Source organism: Pseudomonas sp. 8(2025), from assembly GCF_052665325.1.
On the sequence record NZ_JBQOIE010000002.1, the window covers coordinates 298,740 to 321,192 of the forward strand.

Genomic DNA, 22,453 nt, shown 5'->3' on the forward strand with positions numbered 1-22,453 from the left:
CACTGGCTCAACCTGGGATTGCGCATGGACCCGCCACTGACGGGCAGGGATAATGCGCGCCCTGATTTCCAGTACCTGCAAGGATGCACATGAACCTGTTCTTCACCCTGGCCACCCTCGCCCTGGCCGTCTTCAGCCTGGTGTCGGTCGTCATCTACCTGAGCCGCCGCGCCAAGTACCGCATGAACCTGCAGGACCTGCACCTGCACGGTAAGGCGCACCGCAGCATTACCCAGGCCGAACTGGACGAGCTGGCCAAACAGACCGCCAGCCTGCAACGCATCCAGGGCAGCGGCGGCATGTCCTACAAGCCGATCAGCGACAGCGTCTATCTGATTAGCGGCGGCACCGCGAGCGACGGTCTGGAACTGCAGGTCCAGTCGGTGAAACACATGTCGATCGCCGGTATTCCCGTGGAATTTCCCTTCCCGATGGAAAGCTTCCTGGCCGACAACAACCAGGCCGAAGTGGTGATCGCCAAGAAGTTCGCCGTGGTCATCGGCCTCAACGGGCATCGCCTGGCCCAATGACGCACTGGCGGCCTGGCTGCCACCTTCACCGCTCGCCCATGCCCCGAGCCCTGCCACCATCGCTGCCCTGCAAGAGTCCGCCATGAAACGTCGCTACCTGCTGCTGTTGCCCCTGCTGCTGTCGCTGGCCGGGTGCAAGGAAGACTTCGCCACCCTGCACTTCCAGGAGTCGGTGCGCTCCGACCCCAAGGCCGGCCCGCAATACTCCGACCAGTTGGTGCACGAGGCGTACAAACACAGCATTTACACCGCGCTCGGCGCCCAGGGCCTGGACCCGGACGCCATCGCCCTGGAGCGGGACCAGGAGGACGACAAGGTCATTCACCTGCGCCTGGTGGACTACTCCCTGAGCCCGGAACAACGGGGCAGCCTCAAGGCCATCCTCGAACAGGTCGTCAGCGCGCGAAATGCCAGCTCGATGAACCTGCGCCTGGAGCTGGACAACGCCCATGCCAAGGTCACCCCTTCCGGCACCAGCGACCTGCCGGACAACATCGACGCCCCCCTGGCGTTCGAGCCGGAGTTCGGCATGCTGCTGGACCGCAGCTACGAAGACAGCATGCAGGCCATCGTCAACGCGAGCGAAATCGAAGGCCCGGTCAGTTGCAAGATCACCGCGCGCCTGGCCATGCCCAGGCCCTTGAAACTGATCGCCTACGAAGCCCTTGAACAGGACAACAGCGAGCGCGGCCTGATCTCCTTGCTGACCCGCGGCGGCAGCATTGCCAAGGTGCCACTCAAGGTGCATTTCGATGACCCGGACCTGAACCGGCTCCTGCGGCACAAAACCGTCCAGGCCTGGCCATCCAGCTCGAAGATCACCCGGCCCGCCCCGGTGCCCCTTGACGAATTCGCCATCGTCATCGGCTCCATCGGCGTCCAGACCCTGACCTCGGCCCTGGCCTTCGACACCCGCAAGGACGAGCTGCAAGCGCTGTGCGAGCAGAAGATGCAGACCTTGGGCCGGCCGTTCACCTTTCACATGGGCCGGACCCTGGATCGCCTGACCAGCGTCGACTACCGCTAACAGCCACTATGCGACCAGGATTTCCATTGAACCGACGTCTCTCCACTGCCGCCCTGTTGCTGATGCTGCTGACCGGCTGCAAGCAGACCTACCTCACCCTGCATTTCCAGGAAGAAGTGGGCAACCCCCAGCAGGCCCGGATAGTGCCGTACTTCGCAGAGGCCATCACTCAGATGGCCGCCGGGATCGGCATCGAACCCGACGCCATCGGCCTGGAAATGGACCGCAAGGACGACAAGACCCTGCATATCAGCCTGGACAGCAGCGTGCCCGAACCCCAGCGCCAGCGCCTGCAAGCGCTGTTCAGCGAGATTGTCGAGGCACGCGCAGCCGGCACCTTCGAAGCCGTTCTGGAGATCGCCCCGCAAACCGGGAGATACACCACCCCCGAGTACCGCAAAAGGGCCATGGCCTTGCCGCGACGTTTCTCCCTGGCGCTGGAGCCGGTGAAATACGCCGACGTGCTGTTTCATTACTCGATGGAGGAGTTGATCAGCGGCAAGCTCGCGGCCACCGGCACGCCCAACGAGGCGTTCTGCCAATACCAGGCCTCCCTCCAGGCGCCGGGCATGCCGTTCAGCCAGATGGGCAGCAAGGCCGGTAGCGGCACAGGGGATTACAACGTGTATCTGGAGTGGAAAGACGGCAAGCGCGAACCGGCGCAATACTTGTTCGGCAACATCACTTTCGCCAACCCCACGCTCAACCAGATGCTGTTCGACAACCGCATCCAGCTGTCCGCGATCAAGACCTCCTGGGGCACGCGAGCGGACCGCCGGGCCGACCGCGTCGGTTTCAGCGTCGGCTCCCTGGGCCTGCAGTACCACGAAGACGGGGAGATTTCCCCGTTGCAACACATCGGCTTCATGGGCAGGTGCGAGGGCATGGCCATGGCGCTGGGGCGGCCCTTTACCTTCTACATCGGCCGCTCCATGGACCGCCTGGTCAGCGTCGAACTGGCCCCGCCCAGCGCATGAGCCCTGGAGCCGCAACGGCTCCAGGCCGACCGCTGCGACTTGATATTGCCCCCGGGCGCCGCCATCTAAGGCGCTCTACCCTGTTTGCGGAGCCCGACCATGTCCGACCCACTGCTGATCCCCTGCCCGCACTGCAACGGCCTCAACCGCATTCCCGCCGAGCGCCTGGGGGACCACCCCAAGTGCGGGCGCTGCAAGGCCGAGGTCTTGCTGAGCAAACCCTTTGACTTGAAACAGGGCGACTACGCCAGCCAGATCAAGGGCGACCTGCCGTTGCTGGTGGATGTGTGGGCAGACTGGTGCGGGCCGTGCAAATCCTTTGCGCCGGTCTTCCAGCAAGCCGCCGCGCAGCTCAGCGGCAAGTGCCGCCTGGCCAAGCTGGACAGTGAAGCCAACCCGCAGCTGGCGGGGCAATTGGGGATTCGCTCGATCCCCAGCCTGATTCTGTTCAAGAACGGTCGGGAAGTAGCCCGGCAAAGCGGCGCCTTGCCACTGCCGCAATTGTTGAGCTGGCTGCGCAGCCAGGGGATTTGACGCAGCGCCAAGAGCCGCAGGCCAAACCCTGTGCTCATGGCCTCTTGAGGGTCAGGCGTTTTCCAGCAGGTTGTGCAGGTCGACGAATTGCTGGGTCAGCTTGTGTCGTGGGTCCAGGTGGATCAGCGGCATGCTGGCCTGGTGGGATTCACGCATGCGCACCGAGCTGCCCAGGTACACCGGCAGCACTGGCAGGCCCTCGCTGATCAGTTCGTCGAGCATCTGCTGCGGCAGGCTGGCCCGGGCCTGGAACTGATTGACCACGATGCCCTCGACCTCCAGCCCCTCGTTGTGGTCTTCCTTCAGCTCTTCGATCTCCGCCAGCAGGCCGTACAGGGCCTGACGGGAAAAACTGTCGCAGTCGAAGGGGATCAGCACACGATCAGCGGCGATCAGCGCCGATACCGCGTAGAAATTCAGGGCCGGCGGGGTATCGAGGTAGATCCGGTCGTAATCCTCGGCCAGTTCGTCCAGCAATTTGCGCAGCTTGTTGATCTTGTGCTTGGCCTCAAGCTTGGGCTGCAGGTCCGCCAGCTCGGCGGTGGCCGTGATCACGTGCAGGTTGTCGAAGGGGGTCTCGTAGATATCCACCTGGTTTTTCTTGGCGAACGGTCCGGACGACAGGGTTTGCTTGAAAAAATCGGCAATGCCCATGGGAATGTCCTCGCCGGTCAGGCCGGTGAGGTACTGGGTCGAGTTGGCCTGGGCATCCAGGTCCACCAGCAAGGTGCGATAGCCCTCGCTGGCGCTGACCGCCGCCAGATTGCAGGCAATACTGGATTTGCCCACGCCACCTTTCTGATTGAACACCACACGCCGCATGTCTAGACCTCCCTGTATCAAAGATCACCGAGTGTAGTAGGCCACGCGGCCCCTTAGCTACCTTGCTGTCACACAGATTTTCCTTGCCCGCAACCCTGGCACAAACACCGGGCAATGTCGGCCCCGAGGCCGACCTGGGACTGAAAGACTTCAGATAGTGGCAAAAAGACACCTCGCATCGCGTCGGATTTTTCTCTTTTGCGACCAACAGGCCAAGGAGCATTTGCTACAAGCCAGTCGCACCGGGATAATGCGCGCCACTGACGCCTTCGCGTCACTCAGGCCAATCGCCGATCGAAGCGATATGCCGCGTCAAGGAAGCCCGCAGGGGCGGGATGAAATCAAGTGATCAAGTTCAACATCGCTCAATGGCGTGCGTGGGCCCCTGGGCTCGAAAGCGTGGACGCCTGGCAGGCCTGGAGCCGTCAACCGGCCCTGCCTGAAAACAGCGATGCCGCCCCCGATGTGTCCTTTCTCCCCGCCATGCAGCGACGCCGTCTCAGCCGCCTGGCGCGCATGGCGTTCAGCGTCGGCTGGCCCCTGGCCGAGGGCCTGGAACAACTGCCGCTGGTGTTCATCTCCCGGCATGGCGAAACCCCGCGCACCTTCGAGATTCTCAGCGACCTGGCCGCCGAGCAGCCGTTGTCGCCCACCCAGTTCAGCCTCTCGGTACACAACGCAGTGATCGGCCTGTGGTCGATCATGCGCGGCGAAACCAGCGAAATGACGGCCCTGGCCGCTGCCGGCGATGGCCTTGAGCATGGCCTGCTGGAGGCGGCCACGCTGCTGGCCGACGGCGCCCCCCATGTACTGCTGGTGATCACCGAGGAACAACCGCCCGAGGCCTATGCCAGCTGGATCGACGACGTGCCGTTCCCCTATGCCCTGGGCCTGCTGCTGACCCCCGGCGACGACTGGCAGTTGTCCCTGGGCAGCCATGACGGTCAAACGCCCAGGGCCCAATGGCCCCACGCCCTGAATCTGCTGCGTACCCTGCTGGGCGCGCAGACCTTTTGCCAACATGCCTGGATGAATCGTGTATGGACCTGGCAACGCAACCACTGAGCGCCAAGGGCCGCAATGCCTACTACTGGCGCCTGACGGCCACGGCGCTGAGCTTTGCACTGTTCGGAATAGGTGGTTTGTGCCTGCGCCTGGTGATTTTCCCCCTGCTCGCCTGCCTGCCCGGCGACGCCCAGCGCCAGCGCCAGCGGGCGCGCAAGACCGTCAGCCGGCTGTTCTGGCTGTTTATCCGCTTCATGGCCAGGAGCGGCGTGCTCACCTATGAGGTCCAGGGCGCCGAGCGGCTCGGGCGACCGGGGCAGATGATCATCGCCAACCACCCCTCGCTGATCGACGTGGTGTTCCTCATCGGCCTGGTCCGCGACGCCAACTGCGTGGTGAAGCAGAGCCTGTGGAACAACCCCTTCACCCGCGGCCCGGTGCGCGCCACCCAGTACATCAGCAACGACGGCAGCATGGACATGCTCGACAGTGCCTGCGGGGCGCTGCAAGCAGGCCAGACCCTGATCGTCTTTCCCGAGGGCACCCGCACCCAGCCGGGTGCCGCTCCGGCCTTTCATCGGGGAGCGGCGGCCATTGCCCTGCGCGGTGCGAAGATCATCACCCCGGTGGTGATCCGGGTCAGCCCCAGCACCCTGACCAAGGCCGAACCCTGGTACCGCATCCCGCAACGCCGTGTGCACTTCAGTTTTCACGTCGGTGCCGATATAGACCCACAGACCTTTGCAGCCCAGGGCCCGGCGCCCCAGGCTTCGCGCAAGCTCAATGAGCACTTGCACCATTTTTTCATTAAGGAGCTCGCCAGAGATGAGCGATACACACCCGGACCTGATGCTTGAAATCAAACTGCTGATCATCGACGCCCTGGGCCTCGAAGACATCAGTGCCCAGGACATCGGCAACGACCAGACGCTGTTCGGCGAAGGCCTCGGCCTGGACTCGGTGGATGCCCTGGAGCTGGGCCTGGCGATCCAGAAGAAGTACGGCATCAAGATCGACGCCGACGCCAAGGACACCCGCAACCACTTCAGCAACGTGGCGAGCCTTGCGGCGTTCGTCACTGCAAAACAGGCAGCTTGAGAACCGACCATGCAAACCCGTGACGATATCTTCAACACCCTGCGCGATGCCCTGGTCGAGCTCTTCGAACTGGAGCCCGAGCGCGTCAGCCTCGAGTCCAACCTGTACGAAGACCTGGAAATCGACAGCATCGATGCGGTCGACCTGATCGACCACATCAAGCGCCAGACCGGCAAGAAAATCGCCGCCGAGGAATTCAAGTCGGTGCGCACCGTCAACGACGTGGTCGAGGCGGTCTACCGTCTGGTCCAGCCGGCCGCATGAGCCGGCTGATCGGCCTGGGCTTGTTGCTGGCCGGCCTGCTCTACCCCTTCGCGGTGTACTTCGGCATGGAGCATTTCGCTCCGTGGCAGTTCGGCCTGCTGCTGGGCGGCCTGTGGCTGGCCCGGGCGCTGACCGGCGAACGCCGCCCCGGCAGCCTGTGGATGGCCATTGCGGCGATCGCGTTCTGCCTGCTGCTGGCCTGGTTCGACAACCCGGCGCTGCTGCGCTGGTACCCGGTGCTGATCAGCGCCTTCATGCTCGGCCTGTTCGGCCTGAGCCTGAAATACGGCCCCCCGGTGGCAGAGCGCCTGGCCCGCATCAGCGAGCCGCAATTGCCGGAAAAGGCCATACGTTATACGCGCCAGGTGACCGTCGCCTGGAGCGTGTTTTTCCTCTGTAACGGAATGCTCGCCGCGGCCCTGACCCTGTGGGCGCCGCTGAGCTGGTGGACGTTGTACAACGGCCTGATCGCCTATGGGCTGATGGGCCTGCTGTTTGCCATTGAATGGCTGTTACGACAACGGGTAAGAGGCCGTAGATGAACTGGATTCCCCTTGAGCAGCTGTTGCTCAAGCTACATACGCCGCGAGCGGTCAGCGCCGCGCCGGCCATCGACCTGGGGGCCGTGCAGGAACAGGCCCTGAGCCTGGCCGCTGCCCTGCAAGCCCGTGGCGTACGGCGCCTGGCGGTGCACCTGGAAGACGCCGTGGAACTGGCGGTGGCCCTGCTCGGCGCCTGGCGTGCCGGGGCCAGCGTGCTGTTGCCCGCTGACCTGCAAGCCCAGACCCGCCAGCGCTGGTCGAGCGAAGTCGACCTGTGGCTGACCGACCAGGACACGCCCCTGCACCAGTTGCAGGCCAGCCCCCTGGCCCCGGCCGAGCTGGACCTGGACACCTGCCAGTTGAGCCTGTGCACCTCCGGCTCCAGCGGCGAACCCAAGCGCATCGAGAAGAACCTGCGGCAACTGGCCAACGAGGTCGTCGCCCTGGAGCACCTGTGGGGCGCCGACCTGGGCCAGGCCTGGATCATCGGCAGCGTCGCCACCCAGCACATCTACGGCCTGCTGTTCCGCGTGCTCTGGCCACTGTGCGCCGGGCGGCCTTTTGTACGCCGCCAGCTGCCATTTCCCGAAGACCTGCAACGGGCCAGCCGCGAGTGCCCGGCGTTTGCCTGGGTGGCGAGCCCGGCCCTGCTCAAGCGCATGGGCGACAACCTCGACTGGCCGGCCCTGAGCCAGGTACGGCGGGTATTTTCCTCCGGCGGCGCCTTGCCCGCCGAAGCGGCCAGCGGCCTGCACCAGCGCCTGCAGCAATGGCCGACGGAAATCCTCGGCAGCTCGGAAACCGGCGGCATCGCCTGGCGCCAGGGGCCAGGCCTGTGGCAGCCCTTCGCCGATGTACGGCTGAGCCAGGATGCCGACGGCGCGCTGTTGATCGCCTCGCCCTACCTGCCGGCCGGGCATGTGGAACACACGGCCGACGCCGCGCGGATCGCCGCCGACGGGCGCTTCGAACTGCTGGGGCGCCTGGATCGCATAGTCAAGCTGGAAGAAAAACGCATTTCCCTGCCCATGCTTGAGCAGGCCCTGGCCAGCCACGAATGGGTGGCGGAAGCGCGACTCGGGGTGATCGAAGACAACCGCGCCTACCTCGGCGCCCTGCTGGTGCTCAGCGAGCCCGGCCTGCATGCCCTGCGCAACCAGGGCCGGCGCCACCTGACCCAGGCCCTGCGCCAGCACCTGGCCGGGCATTGCGAAGCCCTGGCCCTGCCCCGGCGCTGGCGCCTGGTGCGGCAACTGCCGCTGAACAGCCAGGGCAAGCTGCCCCAGGCGCAGGTCCAGGCCCTGCTGCTGGCTCCACGCCCGCAAGCCCCGGAAGTGCTGGAGCAACGGCAGCACGAGGAGGAGTGGCAGCTGCAACTGGCCATTCCGCCGGACCTGGCGTACTTCAGCGGGCACTTCCCCCAGACCCCGGTGCTGCCGGGGGTGGTGCAGGTGGACTGGGCCCTGGCCCTGGGCCAGCAACTGCTGGAGCTGCCGGGCCGCTTCGCCGGCATGGAAGTGCTGAAGTTCCAGCAACTGGTACGCCCCGGCGACCGCATCCAGCTGAACCTGCGTTTCGATGCCCAGCGCCAGAAACTGTATTTCGCCTACCTCAATGACGGGGCTCCCTGCTCCAGCGGGCGGATCGTCCTGGAGGCCAGCTGTGGATAAGTTGTACGGCCTCGCGCCCGGGATTCGCTGGCAAGCCAGCGCTTACGCTGAAGGGGCCCGCTGCCATGCATAAGCCTTGCGCGGTGATACCGGTCTACAACCATGAAACCGCCGTGCCGGCGGTGGTCGAGGCGCTCCTGGCCCGCGGCCTGCCCTGTGTCCTGGTGGACGACGCCAGCAGCCCCCAATGCGCGGCGGTGCTGGAGCAACTGGCCGGCCGAGACCAGGTGTTCCTGATCCGCCTGGCGATCAACCAGGGCAAGGGCGGCGCGGTCATGGCCGGCCTGCGCGAAGCCGCGCAGCTGGGCTTCAGCCATGCCCTGCAAGTCGATGCCGATGGCCAGCACGACCTCACGGATGTGGATAACTTCATCCAGCACTCCCAGGCCCACCCCGAGGCGCTGGTCTGCGGTTATCCACAGTACGACGCCAGCGTGCCCAAGGGGCGCCTGTATGCCCGCTACCTGACCCACGTGTGGGTCTGGATCAACAGCCTGTCACTGCAGATTCCCGATTCCATGTGCGGCTTCCGGGTCTACCCCTTGCCACCGACCCTGGCCCTGCTGGACTCGGTGCAACTGGGCCGGCGCATGGACTTCGATCCGGAGATCCTGGTGCGCCTGGCCTGGCGCAACCAGCCCATGCGCTGGCTGCCGACCCGGGTCCACTATCCCCAGGACGGCCTCTCGCACTTTCGCCTGTTCCATGACAACGCGCTGATCTCGAAGATGCACGCCAAGCTGTTCTTCGGCATGTTGGCGCGCCTGCCGCTGATCCTCTGGCGCCGGTGGCGCCCATGAGCCAGGAGCAACCCAAGGAGCCCGGCAACGAACACTGGGCCGGCCATCAGGAGCGCGGCAGCTTCTGGCTGATGAAGCTCACCGCCCTGGGCGTGCGGGTGCTGGGGCGCCGGCTGCTGAGCCCGGTGCTGTACGCCATCGTGTTCTACTTCTTCCTGTTCGGCCGCCGGGCCCGGCGCAGCATCTGGCAGTACCAGCAGCACCTGGCCCAATGGAGCGGGCGCGACGAGTTGCGCCCCAGCCACTGGCGGGTGTTCGGCCAGTTCATGGCCTTTGCCGATGCCCTGCTGGACAAGCTCGACGTGTGGAACGGCAAACTGCGCATCGAACAGATCGAGATCGTCGACCCGGCGCAACTGCGCCACCAGTTGCGCGGCGAACGCGGGCAGATGCTGGTCGGCGCGCACCTGGGCAACCTGGAAGTGTGCCGGGCCCTGGCCGAGCTGGGGGAGCAGGTGACCATGAACGTGCTGGTGCACACCAAGCACGCCGAACGCTTCAACCGCCTGCTGGGCGAAGCCGGGGCCAGTAACCTGCGGCTGATCCAGGTCAGCGAGCTGGACCCGGCGATCATGCTGCAACTGAGCCAGCGCCTGGATCGCGGCGAATGGCTGGCGATTGCCGGGGACCGCGTGCCGCTGCACGGCGGGCGCAACGTGCGGGTGGATTTCCTCGGCCACCCGGCCGCCTTCCCCCAGGGCCCCTGGCTGCTGGCCGGGCTGCTCAAGTGCCCGGTCAACCTGCTGCTGTGCCTGAAACAGCAAGGCCGCTACCAGGTGATCCTCGAGCCCTTCGCCGACGCCGTGCAGTGGAAACGCAATGACCGCCAGCAGGTGATCGCCCAGTGGACCGCCCGCTACGCCGAGCGCCTGGGCCAGTACTGCCTGCAAGCCCCGCAACAATGGTTCAACTTTTACCCATTCTGGAAGACCGATGACGACCTCGACCCATGAGCCGGTAACCTTCGGCGAACACCCCCTGCGCATCGAAGACGTGCTGGCCCTGGCCAACCGCCAGGTGCCGACGCGCCTGCAAGGCGACGCCGCCTGGCGCCAGCGGATCGCCAAGGGCGCGCAGTTCCTCGATTCCCTGCTGGACAAGGAAGGGGTGATCTACGGCGTGACCACCGGCTACGGCGACTCTTGCGTGGTGGCGGTGCCGCTGCAGCACGTCGAGGCGCTGCCGCGCCATCTGTACACCTTCCACGGTTGCGGCCTGGGCAAGCTGCTGGACGCCCAGGCTACCCGCGCGGTGCTGGCGGCGCGCTTGCAGTCGCTGTGCCACGGGGTGTCCGGGGTGCGCGTGGAACTGCTGGAGCGCCTGCAGGCCTTCCTCGACCAGGACATCCTGCCGCTGATCCCGGAAGAGGGCTCGGTGGGCGCCAGCGGCGACCTGACGCCGCTGTCCTACGTGGCGGCCACCCTGTCCGGGGAACGCGAGGTGATGTTCCGCGGCGAACGGCGTGAGTCCGCCGACGTGCACCGCGAGCTGGGCTGGGAACCCCTGGTGCTGCGGCCCAAGGAAGCCCTGGCGCTGATGAACGGCACCGCGGTAATGACCGGGCTGGCCTGCCTGGCCTTTGCCCGGGCCGACTACCTGCTGCGCCTGGCAACCCGCATCACCGCCCTCAACGTGGTGGCCCTGCAGGGCAATCCGGAACACTTCGACGAACGCCTATTCGCCGCCAAGCCGCACCCGGGGCAGATGCAAGTGGCCGCCTGGCTGCGCCAGGACCTGGCGATCGACGCGCCGACCGCGCCCCTGCATCGCCTGCAGGACCGCTACTCGCTGCGCTGCGCCCCCCATGTGTTGGGGGTGCTGGCCGACAGCCTGAACTGGCTGCGCGGTTTCATCGAGACCGAGCTCAACAGCGCCAACGACAACCCCATCATCGACGCCGAGGCCGAGCGCGTGCTGCACGGCGGGCACTTCTATGGCGGGCACATCGCCTTCGCCATGGACAGCCTGAAGAACCTGGTGGCCAACGTCGCCGACCTGCTGGACCGGCAGTTGGCCCTGCTGGTGGACGTGCGCTACAACCACGGCCTGCCGAGCAACCTTTCCGGCGCCAGCGCCGAGCGCGCCATGCTCAACCACGGCTTCAAGGCGGTGCAGATCGGCGCCAGCGCCTGGACCGCCGAGGCCCTGAAAAACACCATGCCGGCCAGCGTGTTCTCGCGCTCCACCGAGTGCCACAACCAGGACAAGGTGAGCATGGGCACCATCGCCGCCCGGGACGCGATCCGCGTGCTGGAGCTCACCGAACAAGTGGCCGCCGCCACCTTGCTGGCGGCCAACCAGGGGGTCTGGCTGCGCGGCCAGGAAGCCGATGCCCGGCCTTTGCCACCAGCCCTGGATGCCATGCACCGGCAACTGGCCGAGGACTTCGCACCGGTGATCGAAGACCGCGCCCTGGAGCACGAACTGCGCCTGTGCCTGCAACGCATCGCCGAACAACACTGGAGGCTGCATGCGTAGCAAGGGAGTGATCCACGCCGACACCCAGATCCAGGTGCCCTTCTTCGACGTCGACACCATGCACGTCGTCTGGCACGGGCATTACGTCAAATACCTGGAGGTCGCCCGCTGCGCCCTGCTGGATAAGCTCGGCCACAACTACCAGCAGATGCTCGAATCCGGCTACGCCTGGCCGGTGATCGACCTGCAACTGCGCTACGTGCGCGGCGCGGTGTTCGGCCAGAGCCTGAACGTGCGCGCCAGCCTGGTGGAGTGGGAAAGCCGGCTGAAGATCAACTACCTGATCACCGACCAGGCCACGGGCGAGCGCATGACCCGCGCCAGCTCGGTGCAGGTGGCCGTGGAGATCGCCAGCCGGGAAATGCAACTGGCCTCGCCCAAGGTCTTCACCGATGCCGTCGCGAGGGCCTTGCCATGAAGGTAGGAACGAGCTTGCTCGCCAAGAGGGTCGGTCTGCCTGCCAGCTGCATGAGGCTGCGTACCGTGGTGCGGCGGTTCGCGAGCAAGCTCGCGCCCACGCTCTTGGTGCTCTGGTGTGTGCCGGGGCTGGCCCAGGCCTTCGACCTGCAACAGTTGAGCGATCAACTGTCGCGGCCGGAAGTGATCCACGGTCGTTTCATCCAGGAAAAACACCTGCGGGCCCTGCCCCAGCCATTGACCAGCAAGGGTCACTTCGTGCTGGCGAAAAACCATGGCCTGCTGTGGCTGCTGCAGACCCCGTTGCAACAGGACTACCGCATCACTGCCCAGGGCATCGCCCGGCGCGATGGCGGCGGCTGGCAGATGCTTCCCGGCAAGAGCGCCGGGGCCGAGCAGAACCGCCTGTTCCTCGCTGTGCTGCAAGGCGACAGCAGCGGCCTGCAGCGGGACTTCGAACTCAAGCTGCAAGGCAGCGCGCAGAACTGGCAGTTGCAACTGATCCCCCGTTCCCTGCTGCTGAAACAGATCTTCAACCAGATCAACATCGACGGCGGCGAGCTGGTGCAGCGCATCGAACTGCTGGAAGCCCAGGGCGACCGCACCCTGCTGATCATGCAGGACAGCAGCAGCGCCCAGCCGCTCAGTGAAACGGAGCAACATGACTTTGCCGAGTGAACGCTGGCTGCCGCGGTTTTTCCTGATTCTGCTGACCCTGGTCCTGGCCCTCGGTGCCTGGCAATGGCGCCATGGCGCGCCGCTGTCGGCCAACCTCATGGAACTGGTACCCGGCACCGCCCCGGATGCCCTGGAGCAACAGGCCGAGCAACGCATGCAGGAACCGCTGAACCGGGAAATCCTGGTGCTGGTGGGGCATGCCGAACGTCAGCAGGCAGTGGCCATGGCCCGGCAACTGGCCGAGCAATGGCAGGCCAGCGGGTTGTTCGAGAAGGTCCAGTGGAACCTCCAGGCCGACCTGCCGGCGCTGCGCCAGCAACTGTTGCAGGGCCGCCTGGCGATGCTCGGGGCCAAGGATCGCGAGCAACTGGCCCAGCAGCCCCAGGCGTTTATCCAGCAACGGGTGCAGAGCCTGTTCGACCCGTTCGGCGGCTTTACCCTGGTGCCCAGCCAGGATGACTGGCTGGGCCTGACCGGACGTATCCAGAACAGCCAGCCGCAACACGGCGCGGTGCAACTGGACATCGGCAGCGGCGCCCTGGTGGCCGAGGCCGACGGCCAGCACTGGGTATTGCTGCGGGCCCGCACCGGCGGCAACGCCTTCGACATGCAACTGCCTCTGCAAGTGGCTGACCTGCTGCGCCACAGCCGTGAGCAGGCCAGCCAGCAACAGGTACAACTGTTGGCCGCCAGCGGTTTGCTGTACGCCGCCAACGGCCAGCAACAGGCCACCCGGGAAATCACCTGGGTCGGCGGCGGCGCCACCCTGGGCATCCTTTTGCTGTTGCTGCTGGCCTTCCGCCGCTGGCGTGCCCTGCTGGCCTTCGTCCCGGTGCTGGTGGGCATGCTGTTCGGCGCCGTGGCCTGCGTGGCGCTGTTCGGCCGCATGCACGTAATGACCCTGGTGCTGGGGTCGAGCCTGATCGGCGTGGCCGTCGACTACCCCCTGCACTACCTGTCCAAGAGCTGGAGCCTGAAACCCTGGCGCAGCTGGCCGGCCCTGCGCCTGACCCTGCCGGGGCTGAGCCTGAGCCTGGCCACCAGTTGCATCGGCTACCTGGCCCTGGCCTGGACCCCGTTCCCGGCCCTGACCCAGATCGCCGTATTCTCCGCCGCCGGCCTGGTGGGCGCCTACCTGGCGGCGGTGTGCCTGCTGCCGGCACTGCTCAAGGGGGTGCAACTACGCCCGGCGCATTGGCCGCTACAAGTGGCCCAAGCCCTGCTGCAGGCCCGCGCGGCCTTGCTCAAGCGGGTGCCCAGCCCGGTGCTGCTGGTATTGCTGGCGCTGTTCTGCGCCGCCGGCCTGTGGCAGCTCGAGAGCAAGAACGACATCCGCCAATGGGTCGGTGCACCGCCGCAGTTGCTGCAGGAAGCCCAGGCCATTGCGCGGATCACCGGCTATCAGCCCACCAGCCAGTTCTTCCTGGTGCGCGCCACCGATCAGCAGCAACTGCTGGAGCGCCTGGAGGCCCTGGACCTGCGCCTGCAACAGCTGGTGAACCTGGGCAAGCTCAAGGGCTACCTGTCGCTGAACCAGTTGCTCAGCCAACCGACCGAACAACAGCAGGTGCGCGAAGCCCTCAAGCAGCTGCCGCGTTTCTGGCAGCCGCTGCTGGACCTGGGGGTGCCCCTGGCCGCCCTGCAAGCGGAGCTGGAACAGCTGCAGCAATTGCCGGTGGAAGACCTCGACGCCGCGCTTTCCGGGCCGCTGGCCGAGCCCTATCGCCCGCTGTGGCTGGGAGCCAACACCAACGGCGTGGCCGCCATGGTCAGCCTGCAGGGGCTGAACGACGCCGCCCTGCTGCGAATCCAGGCCGATGATCTGCCAGGGGTGCAACTGGTGGACCGCCTGGGTGAGCTGAACCGGGTATTCGCCGCCACCCAGGTCAGCGCCGCCGAACTCAAGCTGGCCTCCTGCGTGCTGATCGTGCTGCTGTTGATCCTGCCCTTCGGCCTCGGCGGCGCCTTGCGCCTGGTAGCCCTGCCCCTGCTGGCAGCCCTGTGCAGCCTGGCCAGCCTCGGCTGGCTGGGCCAGCCCCTGACCCTGTTCAGCCTGTTCGGCCTGCTGCTGGTGACGGCCATCAGCGTCGACTACGCGATCCTCATGCGCGAGCAGATCGGCGGCGCCGCGGTGAGCCTGCTGGGCACGCTGCTGGCGGCCCTGACCACCTGGCTGTCGTTCGGCCTGCTGGCCATTTCCAGCACCCCGGCGGTGAGCAACTTCGGCCTGGCGGTCAGCCTGGGGCTGGCCTTCAGCTTCATCCTCGCGCCCTGGGCCGGCCACAGGCCGCACCCGGCGCCCGACGCAGAGCGTGCAGCATGCTGACCCTGATGTTCTGGCTACTGGCCCTGGCGCTGTTTGCCCTGGCCACCCACATCGGCCGGCGCCTGGGCCTGATCCCGATTGTCAGCCAGCTGCTGCTGGCGACCTTCGGCCTGCCGCTGCTGATGCTGCTGTGGATCGAACCGCACTGGCAGCTAAGTGGTGCGCAGCTGGTTTCGCCGCAGTGGCTCAAGCATCTGTACAGCCTGAGCTTTGCCTTGCTGCTGGGGCATATCCTCAGTGACGTGATCGACCTGCGCCTGGACCGCCAGAGCCTGAAGATCGCCGTGCCGAGCTTCGGCATTCCCTTCGCCTGCGGCCTGGCCACCGCCTTCTGGCTGCTGCCGGCGCAACCCTGGATCAGCTCCCTGGCGGTCGGCCTGCTGTTCGCCATCACCGCGATCCCGGTGCTCTACCTGTACCTGCGGCACATCCAGTACCCGCCCGCCGCCACCCGGCGCCTGGTGCAGACCGCGATCCTCATCGACCTGACCTGCTGGAGCCTGTTCGCCCTGGCCCAGGGCAGCCTGCACCTGAGCAGCCTGCTGCTGCCCCTGGCCGGTGCCTGCCTGCCCCTGGTGCTGCGCGGCCTGGGCCTGCGCCAGCCGCTGCTCTACAGCCTGGGCTTTTTCGGCCTGCTGGTGGTGGCCGAGCACTACCGGCTCAATGCGCTGATCTTCGGCATCGGCTACCTGCTGTGCATGGCCGCCCTCAAGCTGGCGCTGGTGCTGCCGTTACAGGCTGCCTGGATGAACCGCTTGCAGACCTACATCGCCATCCCGCTGATCCTGACCTTCGGCATCGTGCAGATCGATGTGCACAGCGCCATGGGCAGCCTCGGCTGGGTGCAACTGGCGGCCCTGCTGCTGTTGCCGATTGCCAGCAAGCTGCTGGGCAACTGGCTGGGCCTGGGCTGGGCCGGCGCTTCCTTTACCGGCGCCAGCCGCTGGCGGGAAAGCCTGCTGCTGAACATTCGCGGCTTGAGCGAGATCGTCTTTCTCAACCTGCTGCTGCAACAACAGTTGATCAGCCCGGCGCTGTACTTCGCGCTGATGCTCATGGGCCTGATCGCCACCCTGCTGCCGGCCCTGGCCGGAATGCACCGAACTCCCCAGGCGGCGCCCCACGCTGCCCCCTTGAACCTGAACATCGCCAAACCGGCAAGGAGCCCCAGTGCCAACAGTTGAAATGGAACGTCGCCAAGTCGTGGTGATCGGTGCCGGCCCCTCGGGGGCCATCGCGGCCGCGCTGCTCAAGCGCCAGGGCCACGACGTGCTGATCGTCGAGCGGCAACATTTCCCGCGTTTCTCCATCGGTGAAAGCCTGCTGTCCCACTGCCTGGATTTCGTCGAGGAAGCCGGGATGCTGGAGGCGGTGCAAGCCGCCGGCTTCCAGCTCAAGAACGGCGCGGCCTTCGCCTGGGGCGAGCACTACAGCACCTTCGATTTCGGCGACACCTTCAGCAATGGCAAGCCCACCACCTTCCAGGTGCAGCGCGCCGACTTCGACAAGCTGCTGGCCGACCAGGCCGCCCTGCAAGGGGTGGAGATCCGCTACGGCGAAGAGATTGTCGCGGTGGAGGTGGAGCGGCCCTTGCCGCAACTCGACTGCCGCCGTGAAGACGGCAGCCAGTACCGCATCGAAGCCGACTTCATCCTCGACGCCAGCGGTTACGGCCGGGTCCTGCCGCGCCTGCTGGAACTGGAAGCGCCGTCGAACTTTCCGGTACGCCGAGCGGTGTTCACTCATGTCGAAGACCGCATCGACTGCGAGCACTTCGACCGCAACAAGATCCTCATCACCACCCACCCCGAGCACCGCGACATCTGGTTCTGGAGCATCCCCTTCAGCAACGGCCGCTGCTCGGTAGGGGTGGTGGCCGCCCAAGCGCATTTCGCCGGGCGCGATGGCGACCTGGACGCCTGCCTGCGGGGCTTCATCAGCGAAACCCCGAGCCTGGCCAAGGTGCTGCAATACGCCGAGTGGGACACCCCGGCGCGGACCATCGGCGGCTACTCGGCCAACGTCAGCACCCTGCATGGCCCGGGCTTCGCCCTGCTGGGCAACGCCGCGGAATTCCTCGACCCGGTGTTCTCTTCCGGGGTGACCATCGCCATGCGTTCCGCGAGCATGGCCGCCGCCGTGTTGCACCGGCAGTTGCAGGGCCAGGGCGTCGACTGGGCGACGGAGTTCGCCGAACCGCTGAAACGCGGCGTGGACACCTTCCGCTGCTACGTCGAGGGCTGGTACGCCGGTACTTTCCAGGACGTGATCTACCATCCGGGCAGCTCCCCGGAAATCCGCCGCATGATCAGCTCGATCCTCGCCGGTTATGCCTGGGATGAACGCAACCCTTTCGTCAGCGAGCCCAAGCGCCGGCTCAAGGCCCTCTCGGAAGTCTGTGCGAGGGACCGCGCATGAGTGAGCAAACCAGCCAGTACCTGAGTGACAGCTACGTCGAGGAAACCCGCTTCGGCTTCTGGTTCCTGCGCAGCCACACCTGGCAGCACCATGTGCTGCGGGTGGCGATCAATGACCTGCGCTCGCTGTTCGATGGCGAGCTGCCCCGGCATCCGGTGTTGCTGGACGCCGGTTGCGGCCAGGGCAAGTCGTTCCAGTACCTGCGCCAGGTGTTCGCCCCGCAGCGCCTGATCGGCCTGGACGCCGACCCCCACAGCCTCAAGCTCAGCGCCGAGGAAGCCCGGCGCCAGCAGATGCAGGTGGAGTTGATCGGCAGCGACTGCGCGACCCTGGAACTGGCCGACGCCAGCGTCGACCTGCTGTTCTGCCACCAGACCTTCCACCACCTGGTGGAACAGGAAAAAGCCCTGGCCGAGTTCTACCGGGTGCTCAAGCCCGGGGGTTACCTGCTGTTTGCCGAATCCACCGAGGCCTATATCGACACCTGGGTGATCCGCTGGCTGTTCCGCCATCCGATGCATGTGCAGAAAAGCGCCGCCCAGTACCTGCAGATGATTCGTCAGCAGGGCTTTGAATTCGGCCCGCAGAACGTGTCTTATCCCTACCTGTGGTGGAGTCGCGCCAAGGACTTCGGCCTGCTGGAGCGCTTCGGCCTGCGCCAGCCGCCGCCGGTGGGCCAGCGCGAGGAAACCCTGGTCAATGTGGTGGCCCGCAAGCCGCTCGCTCCCCCTGTTGCCGAGGAAGGTCCGTCCGAATGATCCGTGCCCTGCTGCTCGGTTGTGTCCTGTTGCTGAGCGCTTGCGTCAGTCAGGCTCCGCTGCCCGAGCGCACGCCCTCGCTGGTGCTGCCGTTGCAGCTCCACGTACAGCGCCAGCTTCAGGACCAGCGCCAGGACTGGCTGCTGGTGATCCAGGCCGAAGGCCCGGACCTGCGCTGGTCGCTGATGGACCCGCTGGGCATTCCCCTGGCCCGTCAGCGTCTGGTGGGCGGACACTGGCAGGCCGACGGCCTGCTGCCACCCAACCCGGAGGCCCGGGAGCTGTTCGCGGCCCTGCTGTTCGCCCTCACACCCGAGGCGGAACTGGTCGCCAATTACCCGGGCGCCCACCAGCAAGGCGCCCAACGTACCCTCGGCCCACGCTGGCGGATTGACTATCAACAACCTCTGGATTTCGAGTTGAACCTGCCTCAAGGCCCGCACTACCACATCACTGCACTGAGCACCGAGGCCACGCCATGACGGCCTACCTCAATGCCCTCGGGGTGATCTGCGCCCTGGGCCGCAATCGCCAGGAAGTCGCCCGCAGCCTGTTTGCCGGCGACTGCTCAGGCATGCGCGACGAAAGCCACTGGGTGCCCGAGCGCACCTTGCCGGTGGCGGCAGTGCGCAGCCCGCTGGCGGGCATGCCGGCGGGCCTCGAAGCCCAGAACAGCCGCAACAACCAGCTGCTGCTGGAGGCCACCCGGCAGATCGAAGGCGACATCCAGCAGGCCATCCAGCGCTACGGCCATGGCCGCATCGGCATCGTCCTGGGCACCAGCACGTCGGGCATCGACGAAGCCAGCCGGGGCATCGCCCGTTACCTGCAGGACCGGCAATTCCCGGCGGGCTACGACTACCGTCAGCAGGAGCTCAGCGCCCCGGCGAACTTCCTCGCCCAATGGCTGCAACTCTGCGGCCCGGCCTATGTGATTTCCACCGCCTGTACCTCCAGCGCCCGGGCCCTGATCAGTGCCCGGCGCCTGCTCGATCTGGGCCTGTGCGACGCCGTGCTGTGCGGCGGGGTCGACAGCCTGTGCAAGCTGACCCTCAATGGTTTCACAGCCCTGGAGGCGGTCTCCGGGCAACGCTGCAACCCGTTTTCCCGCAACCGCGACGGGATCAACATCGGTGAAGCGGCGGTGCTGTTCCTCATGAGCCGGGAGCCTGCCGGCGACGCCCCTGTTGCCCTGCTGGGCGGTGGCGCCAGCTCCGACGCCTATCATATTTCCGCCCCGGCCCCCGATGGCCGCGGCGCCCTGCAGGCCATGAGCCAGGCCTTGCGCAGCGCCGGCCTGCAGCCACAGCAGATCGGCTACCTGAACCTGCACGGCACCGCCACCCAGCACAACGACGCGATGGAAAGCCTGGCCGTGGCCCAGCTGTTCCCCGAAGGCGTGCCCTGCTCTTCGACCAAACCCATGAGCGGCCATACCCTGGGGGCCGCCGGGGCCCTGGAGGCGGCGTTCTGCTGGCTGGCCCTGAGTACCGACAACCCCGGCCTGGCGCTGCCGCCCCATGTCTGGGATGCCCAGGCCGACCCGTCTTTGCCGCCACTGCGCTGGGTCACCCCGGACGATCGCCTGGCCCCCCACGCACCGCGCCGCCTGATGAGCAATTCCTTCGCCTTCGGCGGCAACAACGTCAGCCTGATTATCGGAGACGCCCCATGATTGACTGGCCGCTCGCCGAGTTGCTGCCCCACGCCGGGGACATGATCCTCATCGATCAGGTCCTGGCCTTTGATGAAGAACAGATCCGCACCCGCCTCGAAGTTCGCCCCGGTGGCCTGTTCAACCGCCCCGACGGCAGCCTGCCGGCCTGGGTCGGCGTCGAGCTGATGGCCCAGAGCGTGGCCGCCTACGCCGGTTGCCGCGCCCGCCAGCAAGGCTTGCCGGTGGAGCTGGGCTTTCTTCTGGGCACCCGCAAATTCGAATGCAATGTCGAGCACTTCCCCCTCGGCAGCACCCTGGAAATCCATGCCCTGCGCTCTCTGGAAGACGACAACGGCATGGGCGTGTTCGAGTGCCACCTCAGTGGCCCCGGCATCACCGCCAGCGCGCGCCTGAACGTGTTCCGTCCGCCACAGGCCGCCGACTACCTGCATGAAACACCTGCCTCTTCTACAGGAACACCGTCATGACTGACTCCGTACTGGTCACCGGCTCCAGCCGTGGCATCGGCCGTGCCATCGCCCTGCGTCTGGCCCGGGCCGGGTATGACCTGGTGCTGCACTGCCGCAGCGGCCGCACCGAAGCCGAAGCCGTCAGGGGGGAAGTCCAGGCCCTGGGCCGCAGCGCCCGCGTCCTGCAATTCGATGTATCGGACCGGGAGGCCTGCCGGGCTGCCCTGGAGGCCGATGTCGAAGCCCATGGCGCCTATTACGGCGTGGTGCTCAACGCCGGCCTGACCCGCGACGGCGCCTTCCCGGCCCTCAGCGAAAAGGACTGGGACCAGGTGCTGCGCACCAACCTCGACGGTTTCTACAATGTCCTGCACCCGGTGATGATGCCCATGATCCGCCGCCGCGCAGCCGGGCGCATCGTCTGCATCACCTCGGTCTCGGGGCTGATCGGCAACCGTGGCCAGGTCAACTACAGCGCCTCCAAGGCCGGCGTGATCGGCGCCGCCAAGGCCCTGGCCATCGAGCTGGGCAAGCGCAAGATCACCGTCAACTGCGTGGCCCCGGGGCTGATCGACACCGCCATGCTGGATGAAAACGTGCCGGTGGAAGAACTGCTGAAAATGATTCCCGCGCAGCGCATGGGCACCCCGGAAGAGGTGGCCGGCGCGGTGAATTTCCTGATGTCCGCCGAAGCGTCCTACATCACTCGCCAGGTGCTGTCGGTGAACGGGGGCCTGTGCTGATGAAACGTGTGGTCGTCACCGGCATGGCCGGCATCACCTCCCTGGGCAGCGACTGGGCCAGCATCGCCGAGCGCTTTGCCGCCAACCGCAGCGGCATCCGGCGCATGGACGAGTGGGACAGGTTCAGCGAACTCAACACCCGCCTGGCCGGCCCCATCGATGACTTCCAGGTGCCCGGGCACTGGACCCGCAAGCAGCTGCGCAGCATGGGCCGGGTTTCGCGCCTGGCCGTGGGCGCCGCCGAGCAGGCCCTGGCCGACGCCGGGCTGCTGGGCGACCCGTCGATCAAGGACGGGCGCATGGGCGTGGCCTGTGGTTCTTCCACCGGCAGCACCGACGAGATCAAGGCCTTCGGCAACATGCTGCTCAACTCGGTGGCCGAGGGGCTCAACGCCAACTCCTACGTGCGCATGATGCCCCACACCACCGCCGCCAATATCAGCATCTTCTTCGGCCTGACCGGGCGCCTGATCCCTACCTCCAGCGCCTGCACCAGCGGTAGCCAGGGCATCGGCTACGCCTATGAGGCGATCAAATTCGGCCGCCTGCCGCTGATGCTCGCCGGCGGCGCCGAGGAACTGTGCCCCACCGAAGCCATGGTGTTCGACGCGCTGTATGCCACCAGCCTGAAGAACGATGCGCCGCACACCAGCCCGCGCCCCTACGACAGCGGCCGTGACGGCCTGGTGATCGGCGAAGGTGGCGGCATGCTGGTGCTCGAGGAGCTGGAGCACGCCCTGGCCCGTGGCGCGCGCATCCACGCGGAAATCGTCGGCTTCGGCAGCAACGCCGACGGCCAGCACACCACCCGCCCCGAACAGAGCACCATGCGCCGGGCCATGGAGCTGGCGCTGGAGGATGGGGCCCTGGCCCCGGAGGCCATCGGCTACGTCAACGGCCATGGCACCGCCACCGAGCAGGGCGACATCGCCGAGACCCTGGCCACCAGCAGCCTGTTCGGCAGCCGCATGCCCATCAGTTCGCAGAAGAGTTTCCTCGGCCACACCCTGGGCGCCTGCGGCGCGCTGGAATCCTGGTTCAGCATCGAGATGCTCAACCGCGACCTCTATGTGCACACCTGCAACCTGGATCAGGTCGACCCCCGCTGCGGCGAGCTGGACTACCTGCAGGGAGGCTTTCGCGCCATGAGCCACGAATACGTGATGAACAACAACTTTGCCTTTGGCGGCGTCAACACCTCGTTGATCTTCCGCCGCTGGTCCTGATGCCCCACCTCAC

Annotated in this window: 25 protein-coding genes; 24 read left to right on the forward strand and 1 reads right to left on the reverse strand. The window is 66.5% G+C overall.

Annotated features, from left to right (window positions below; genetic code table 11):
* The first annotated feature begins 89 nt into the window (after positions 1 to 89).
* The 4 genes from ACUXVH_RS05210 to trxC all read left to right on the forward strand — a co-directional run bounded on the left by ACUXVH_RS05210 (position 90) and on the right by trxC (position 3,068).
* Positions 90 to 530 (forward strand): IgaA/UmoB family intracellular growth attenuator, encoded by a 441-nt coding sequence (locus tag ACUXVH_RS05210; protein ID WP_015633891.1) that lies wholly within the window; start codon positions 90 to 92, stop codon positions 528 to 530.
* Positions 531 to 612: 82 nt separating this feature from the next.
* On the forward strand, positions 613 to 1,557 hold the full coding sequence (locus tag ACUXVH_RS05215) for a hypothetical protein (RefSeq protein WP_065364856.1): 945 nt from the start codon (positions 613 to 615) through the stop codon (positions 1,555 to 1,557).
* A gap of 26 nt (positions 1,558 to 1,583) precedes the next feature.
* The gene (locus tag ACUXVH_RS05220; protein ID WP_255313378.1) at positions 1,584 to 2,534 is read left to right on the forward strand and encodes a hypothetical protein; all 951 of its coding nucleotides are present in this window, start codon (positions 1,584 to 1,586) and stop codon (positions 2,532 to 2,534) included.
* A 99-nt stretch (positions 2,535 to 2,633) separates the two neighbouring features.
* Complete coding sequence (trxC, locus tag ACUXVH_RS05225) at positions 2,634 to 3,068, forward strand: thioredoxin TrxC (RefSeq protein WP_015633888.1); 435 nt, start codon at positions 2,634 to 2,636, stop codon at positions 3,066 to 3,068.
* Between the two features lie 51 nt (positions 3,069 to 3,119).
* Here the strand turns inward: trxC and ACUXVH_RS05230 are convergent, their stop codons facing one another.
* Positions 3,120 to 3,890 (reverse strand): ParA family protein, encoded by a 771-nt coding sequence (locus ACUXVH_RS05230; RefSeq protein ID WP_011058854.1) that lies wholly within the window; start codon positions 3,888 to 3,890, stop codon positions 3,120 to 3,122.
* A gap of 345 nt (positions 3,891 to 4,235) precedes the next feature.
* Here ACUXVH_RS05230 and ACUXVH_RS05235 point away from each other — a divergent pair, with 345 nt between their 5' ends.
* The 20 genes from ACUXVH_RS05235 (at position 4,236) to ACUXVH_RS05330 (ending at position 22,440) form a co-directional block, all read left to right on the forward strand.
* Positions 4,236 to 4,955, forward strand: a complete 720-nt coding sequence (locus ACUXVH_RS05235; RefSeq protein ID WP_011058853.1) for a beta-ketoacyl synthase chain length factor — start codon at positions 4,236 to 4,238, stop codon at positions 4,953 to 4,955.
* Positions 4,931 to 5,752: a lysophospholipid acyltransferase family protein gene (locus ACUXVH_RS05240; protein ID WP_011058852.1), complete on the forward strand. Its 822-nt coding sequence runs from the start codon at positions 4,931 to 4,933 to the stop codon at positions 5,750 to 5,752. Before ACUXVH_RS05235 ends, ACUXVH_RS05240 begins: the two co-directional genes overlap by 25 nt.
* Positions 5,721 to 5,993, forward strand: a complete 273-nt coding sequence (locus ACUXVH_RS05245; RefSeq protein ID WP_011058851.1) for a phosphopantetheine-binding protein — start codon at positions 5,721 to 5,723, stop codon at positions 5,991 to 5,993. The genes ACUXVH_RS05240 and ACUXVH_RS05245 overlap by 32 nt, the downstream gene beginning before the upstream one ends.
* Before the next feature lie 9 nt (positions 5,994 to 6,002).
* Positions 6,003 to 6,257: an acyl carrier protein gene (locus tag ACUXVH_RS05250; RefSeq protein WP_011058850.1), complete on the forward strand. Its 255-nt coding sequence runs from the start codon at positions 6,003 to 6,005 to the stop codon at positions 6,255 to 6,257.
* Complete coding sequence (locus ACUXVH_RS05255) at positions 6,254 to 6,799, forward strand: COG4648 family protein (protein ID WP_011058849.1); 546 nt, start codon at positions 6,254 to 6,256, stop codon at positions 6,797 to 6,799. The genes ACUXVH_RS05250 and ACUXVH_RS05255 overlap by 4 nt, the downstream gene beginning before the upstream one ends.
* On the forward strand, positions 6,796 to 8,469 hold the full coding sequence (locus tag ACUXVH_RS05260) for an ApeI family dehydratase (protein ID WP_065364854.1): 1,674 nt from the start codon (positions 6,796 to 6,798) through the stop codon (positions 8,467 to 8,469). Before ACUXVH_RS05255 ends, ACUXVH_RS05260 begins: the two co-directional genes overlap by 4 nt.
* A gap of 65 nt (positions 8,470 to 8,534) precedes the next feature.
* A complete protein-coding gene (locus ACUXVH_RS05265; RefSeq protein ID WP_065364853.1) occupies positions 8,535 to 9,269 on the forward strand; it encodes a glycosyltransferase family 2 protein in 735 nt (244 codons plus the stop codon).
* Complete coding sequence (locus tag ACUXVH_RS05270) at positions 9,266 to 10,222, forward strand: LpxL/LpxP family acyltransferase (RefSeq protein WP_015633885.1); 957 nt, start codon at positions 9,266 to 9,268, stop codon at positions 10,220 to 10,222. The genes ACUXVH_RS05265 and ACUXVH_RS05270 overlap by 4 nt, the downstream gene beginning before the upstream one ends.
* Complete coding sequence (locus ACUXVH_RS05275) at positions 10,203 to 11,747, forward strand: HAL/PAL/TAL family ammonia-lyase (protein WP_065364852.1); 1,545 nt, start codon at positions 10,203 to 10,205, stop codon at positions 11,745 to 11,747. Before ACUXVH_RS05270 ends, ACUXVH_RS05275 begins: the two co-directional genes overlap by 20 nt.
* On the forward strand, positions 11,740 to 12,165 hold the full coding sequence (locus tag ACUXVH_RS05280; RefSeq protein ID WP_065364851.1) for an acyl-CoA thioesterase: 426 nt from the start codon (positions 11,740 to 11,742) through the stop codon (positions 12,163 to 12,165). Before ACUXVH_RS05275 ends, ACUXVH_RS05280 begins: the two co-directional genes overlap by 8 nt.
* Positions 12,162 to 12,842 (forward strand): outer membrane lipoprotein carrier protein LolA, encoded by a 681-nt coding sequence (locus tag ACUXVH_RS05285; protein WP_065364850.1) that lies wholly within the window; start codon positions 12,162 to 12,164, stop codon positions 12,840 to 12,842. Before ACUXVH_RS05280 ends, ACUXVH_RS05285 begins: the two co-directional genes overlap by 4 nt.
* Positions 12,826 to 15,168 carry an MMPL family transporter gene (locus tag ACUXVH_RS05290; RefSeq protein WP_065364849.1) on the forward strand — a complete coding sequence of 781 codons (2,343 nt, stop codon included), beginning with the start codon at positions 12,826 to 12,828 and terminating at the stop codon, positions 15,166 to 15,168. The genes ACUXVH_RS05285 and ACUXVH_RS05290 overlap by 17 nt, the downstream gene beginning before the upstream one ends.
* Positions 15,162 to 16,352, forward strand: coding sequence for a hypothetical protein (locus ACUXVH_RS05295; RefSeq protein WP_011058842.1), 1,191 nt, complete (start codon positions 15,162 to 15,164; stop codon positions 16,350 to 16,352). The genes ACUXVH_RS05290 and ACUXVH_RS05295 overlap by 7 nt, the downstream gene beginning before the upstream one ends.
* A complete protein-coding gene (locus ACUXVH_RS05300; protein WP_065364848.1) occupies positions 16,339 to 17,586 on the forward strand; it encodes an NAD(P)/FAD-dependent oxidoreductase in 1,248 nt (415 codons plus the stop codon). The genes ACUXVH_RS05295 and ACUXVH_RS05300 overlap by 14 nt, the downstream gene beginning before the upstream one ends.
* A complete protein-coding gene (locus tag ACUXVH_RS05305) occupies positions 17,583 to 18,344 on the forward strand; it encodes a class I SAM-dependent methyltransferase (protein ID WP_019095190.1) in 762 nt (253 codons plus the stop codon). Before ACUXVH_RS05300 ends, ACUXVH_RS05305 begins: the two co-directional genes overlap by 4 nt.
* Complete coding sequence (locus tag ACUXVH_RS05310) at positions 18,341 to 18,826, forward strand: DUF3261 domain-containing protein (protein WP_065364847.1); 486 nt, start codon at positions 18,341 to 18,343, stop codon at positions 18,824 to 18,826. The genes ACUXVH_RS05305 and ACUXVH_RS05310 overlap by 4 nt, the downstream gene beginning before the upstream one ends.
* Positions 18,823 to 20,019 carry a beta-ketoacyl-[acyl-carrier-protein] synthase family protein gene (locus tag ACUXVH_RS05315; protein ID WP_019095189.1) on the forward strand — a complete coding sequence of 399 codons (1,197 nt, stop codon included), beginning with the start codon at positions 18,823 to 18,825 and terminating at the stop codon, positions 20,017 to 20,019. Before ACUXVH_RS05310 ends, ACUXVH_RS05315 begins: the two co-directional genes overlap by 4 nt.
* Positions 20,016 to 20,489 carry an ApeP family dehydratase gene (locus ACUXVH_RS05320; protein WP_011058837.1) on the forward strand — a complete coding sequence of 158 codons (474 nt, stop codon included), beginning with the start codon at positions 20,016 to 20,018 and terminating at the stop codon, positions 20,487 to 20,489. The genes ACUXVH_RS05315 and ACUXVH_RS05320 overlap by 4 nt, the downstream gene beginning before the upstream one ends.
* On the forward strand, positions 20,486 to 21,214 hold the full coding sequence (fabG, locus tag ACUXVH_RS05325) for a 3-oxoacyl-ACP reductase FabG (RefSeq protein ID WP_065364846.1): 729 nt from the start codon (positions 20,486 to 20,488) through the stop codon (positions 21,212 to 21,214). The genes ACUXVH_RS05320 and fabG overlap by 4 nt, the downstream gene beginning before the upstream one ends.
* Complete coding sequence (locus tag ACUXVH_RS05330; protein ID WP_011058835.1) at positions 21,214 to 22,440, forward strand: beta-ketoacyl-ACP synthase; 1,227 nt, start codon at positions 21,214 to 21,216, stop codon at positions 22,438 to 22,440. The genes fabG and ACUXVH_RS05330 overlap by 1 nt, the downstream gene beginning before the upstream one ends.
* Positions 22,441 to 22,453 lie beyond the last annotated feature (13 nt).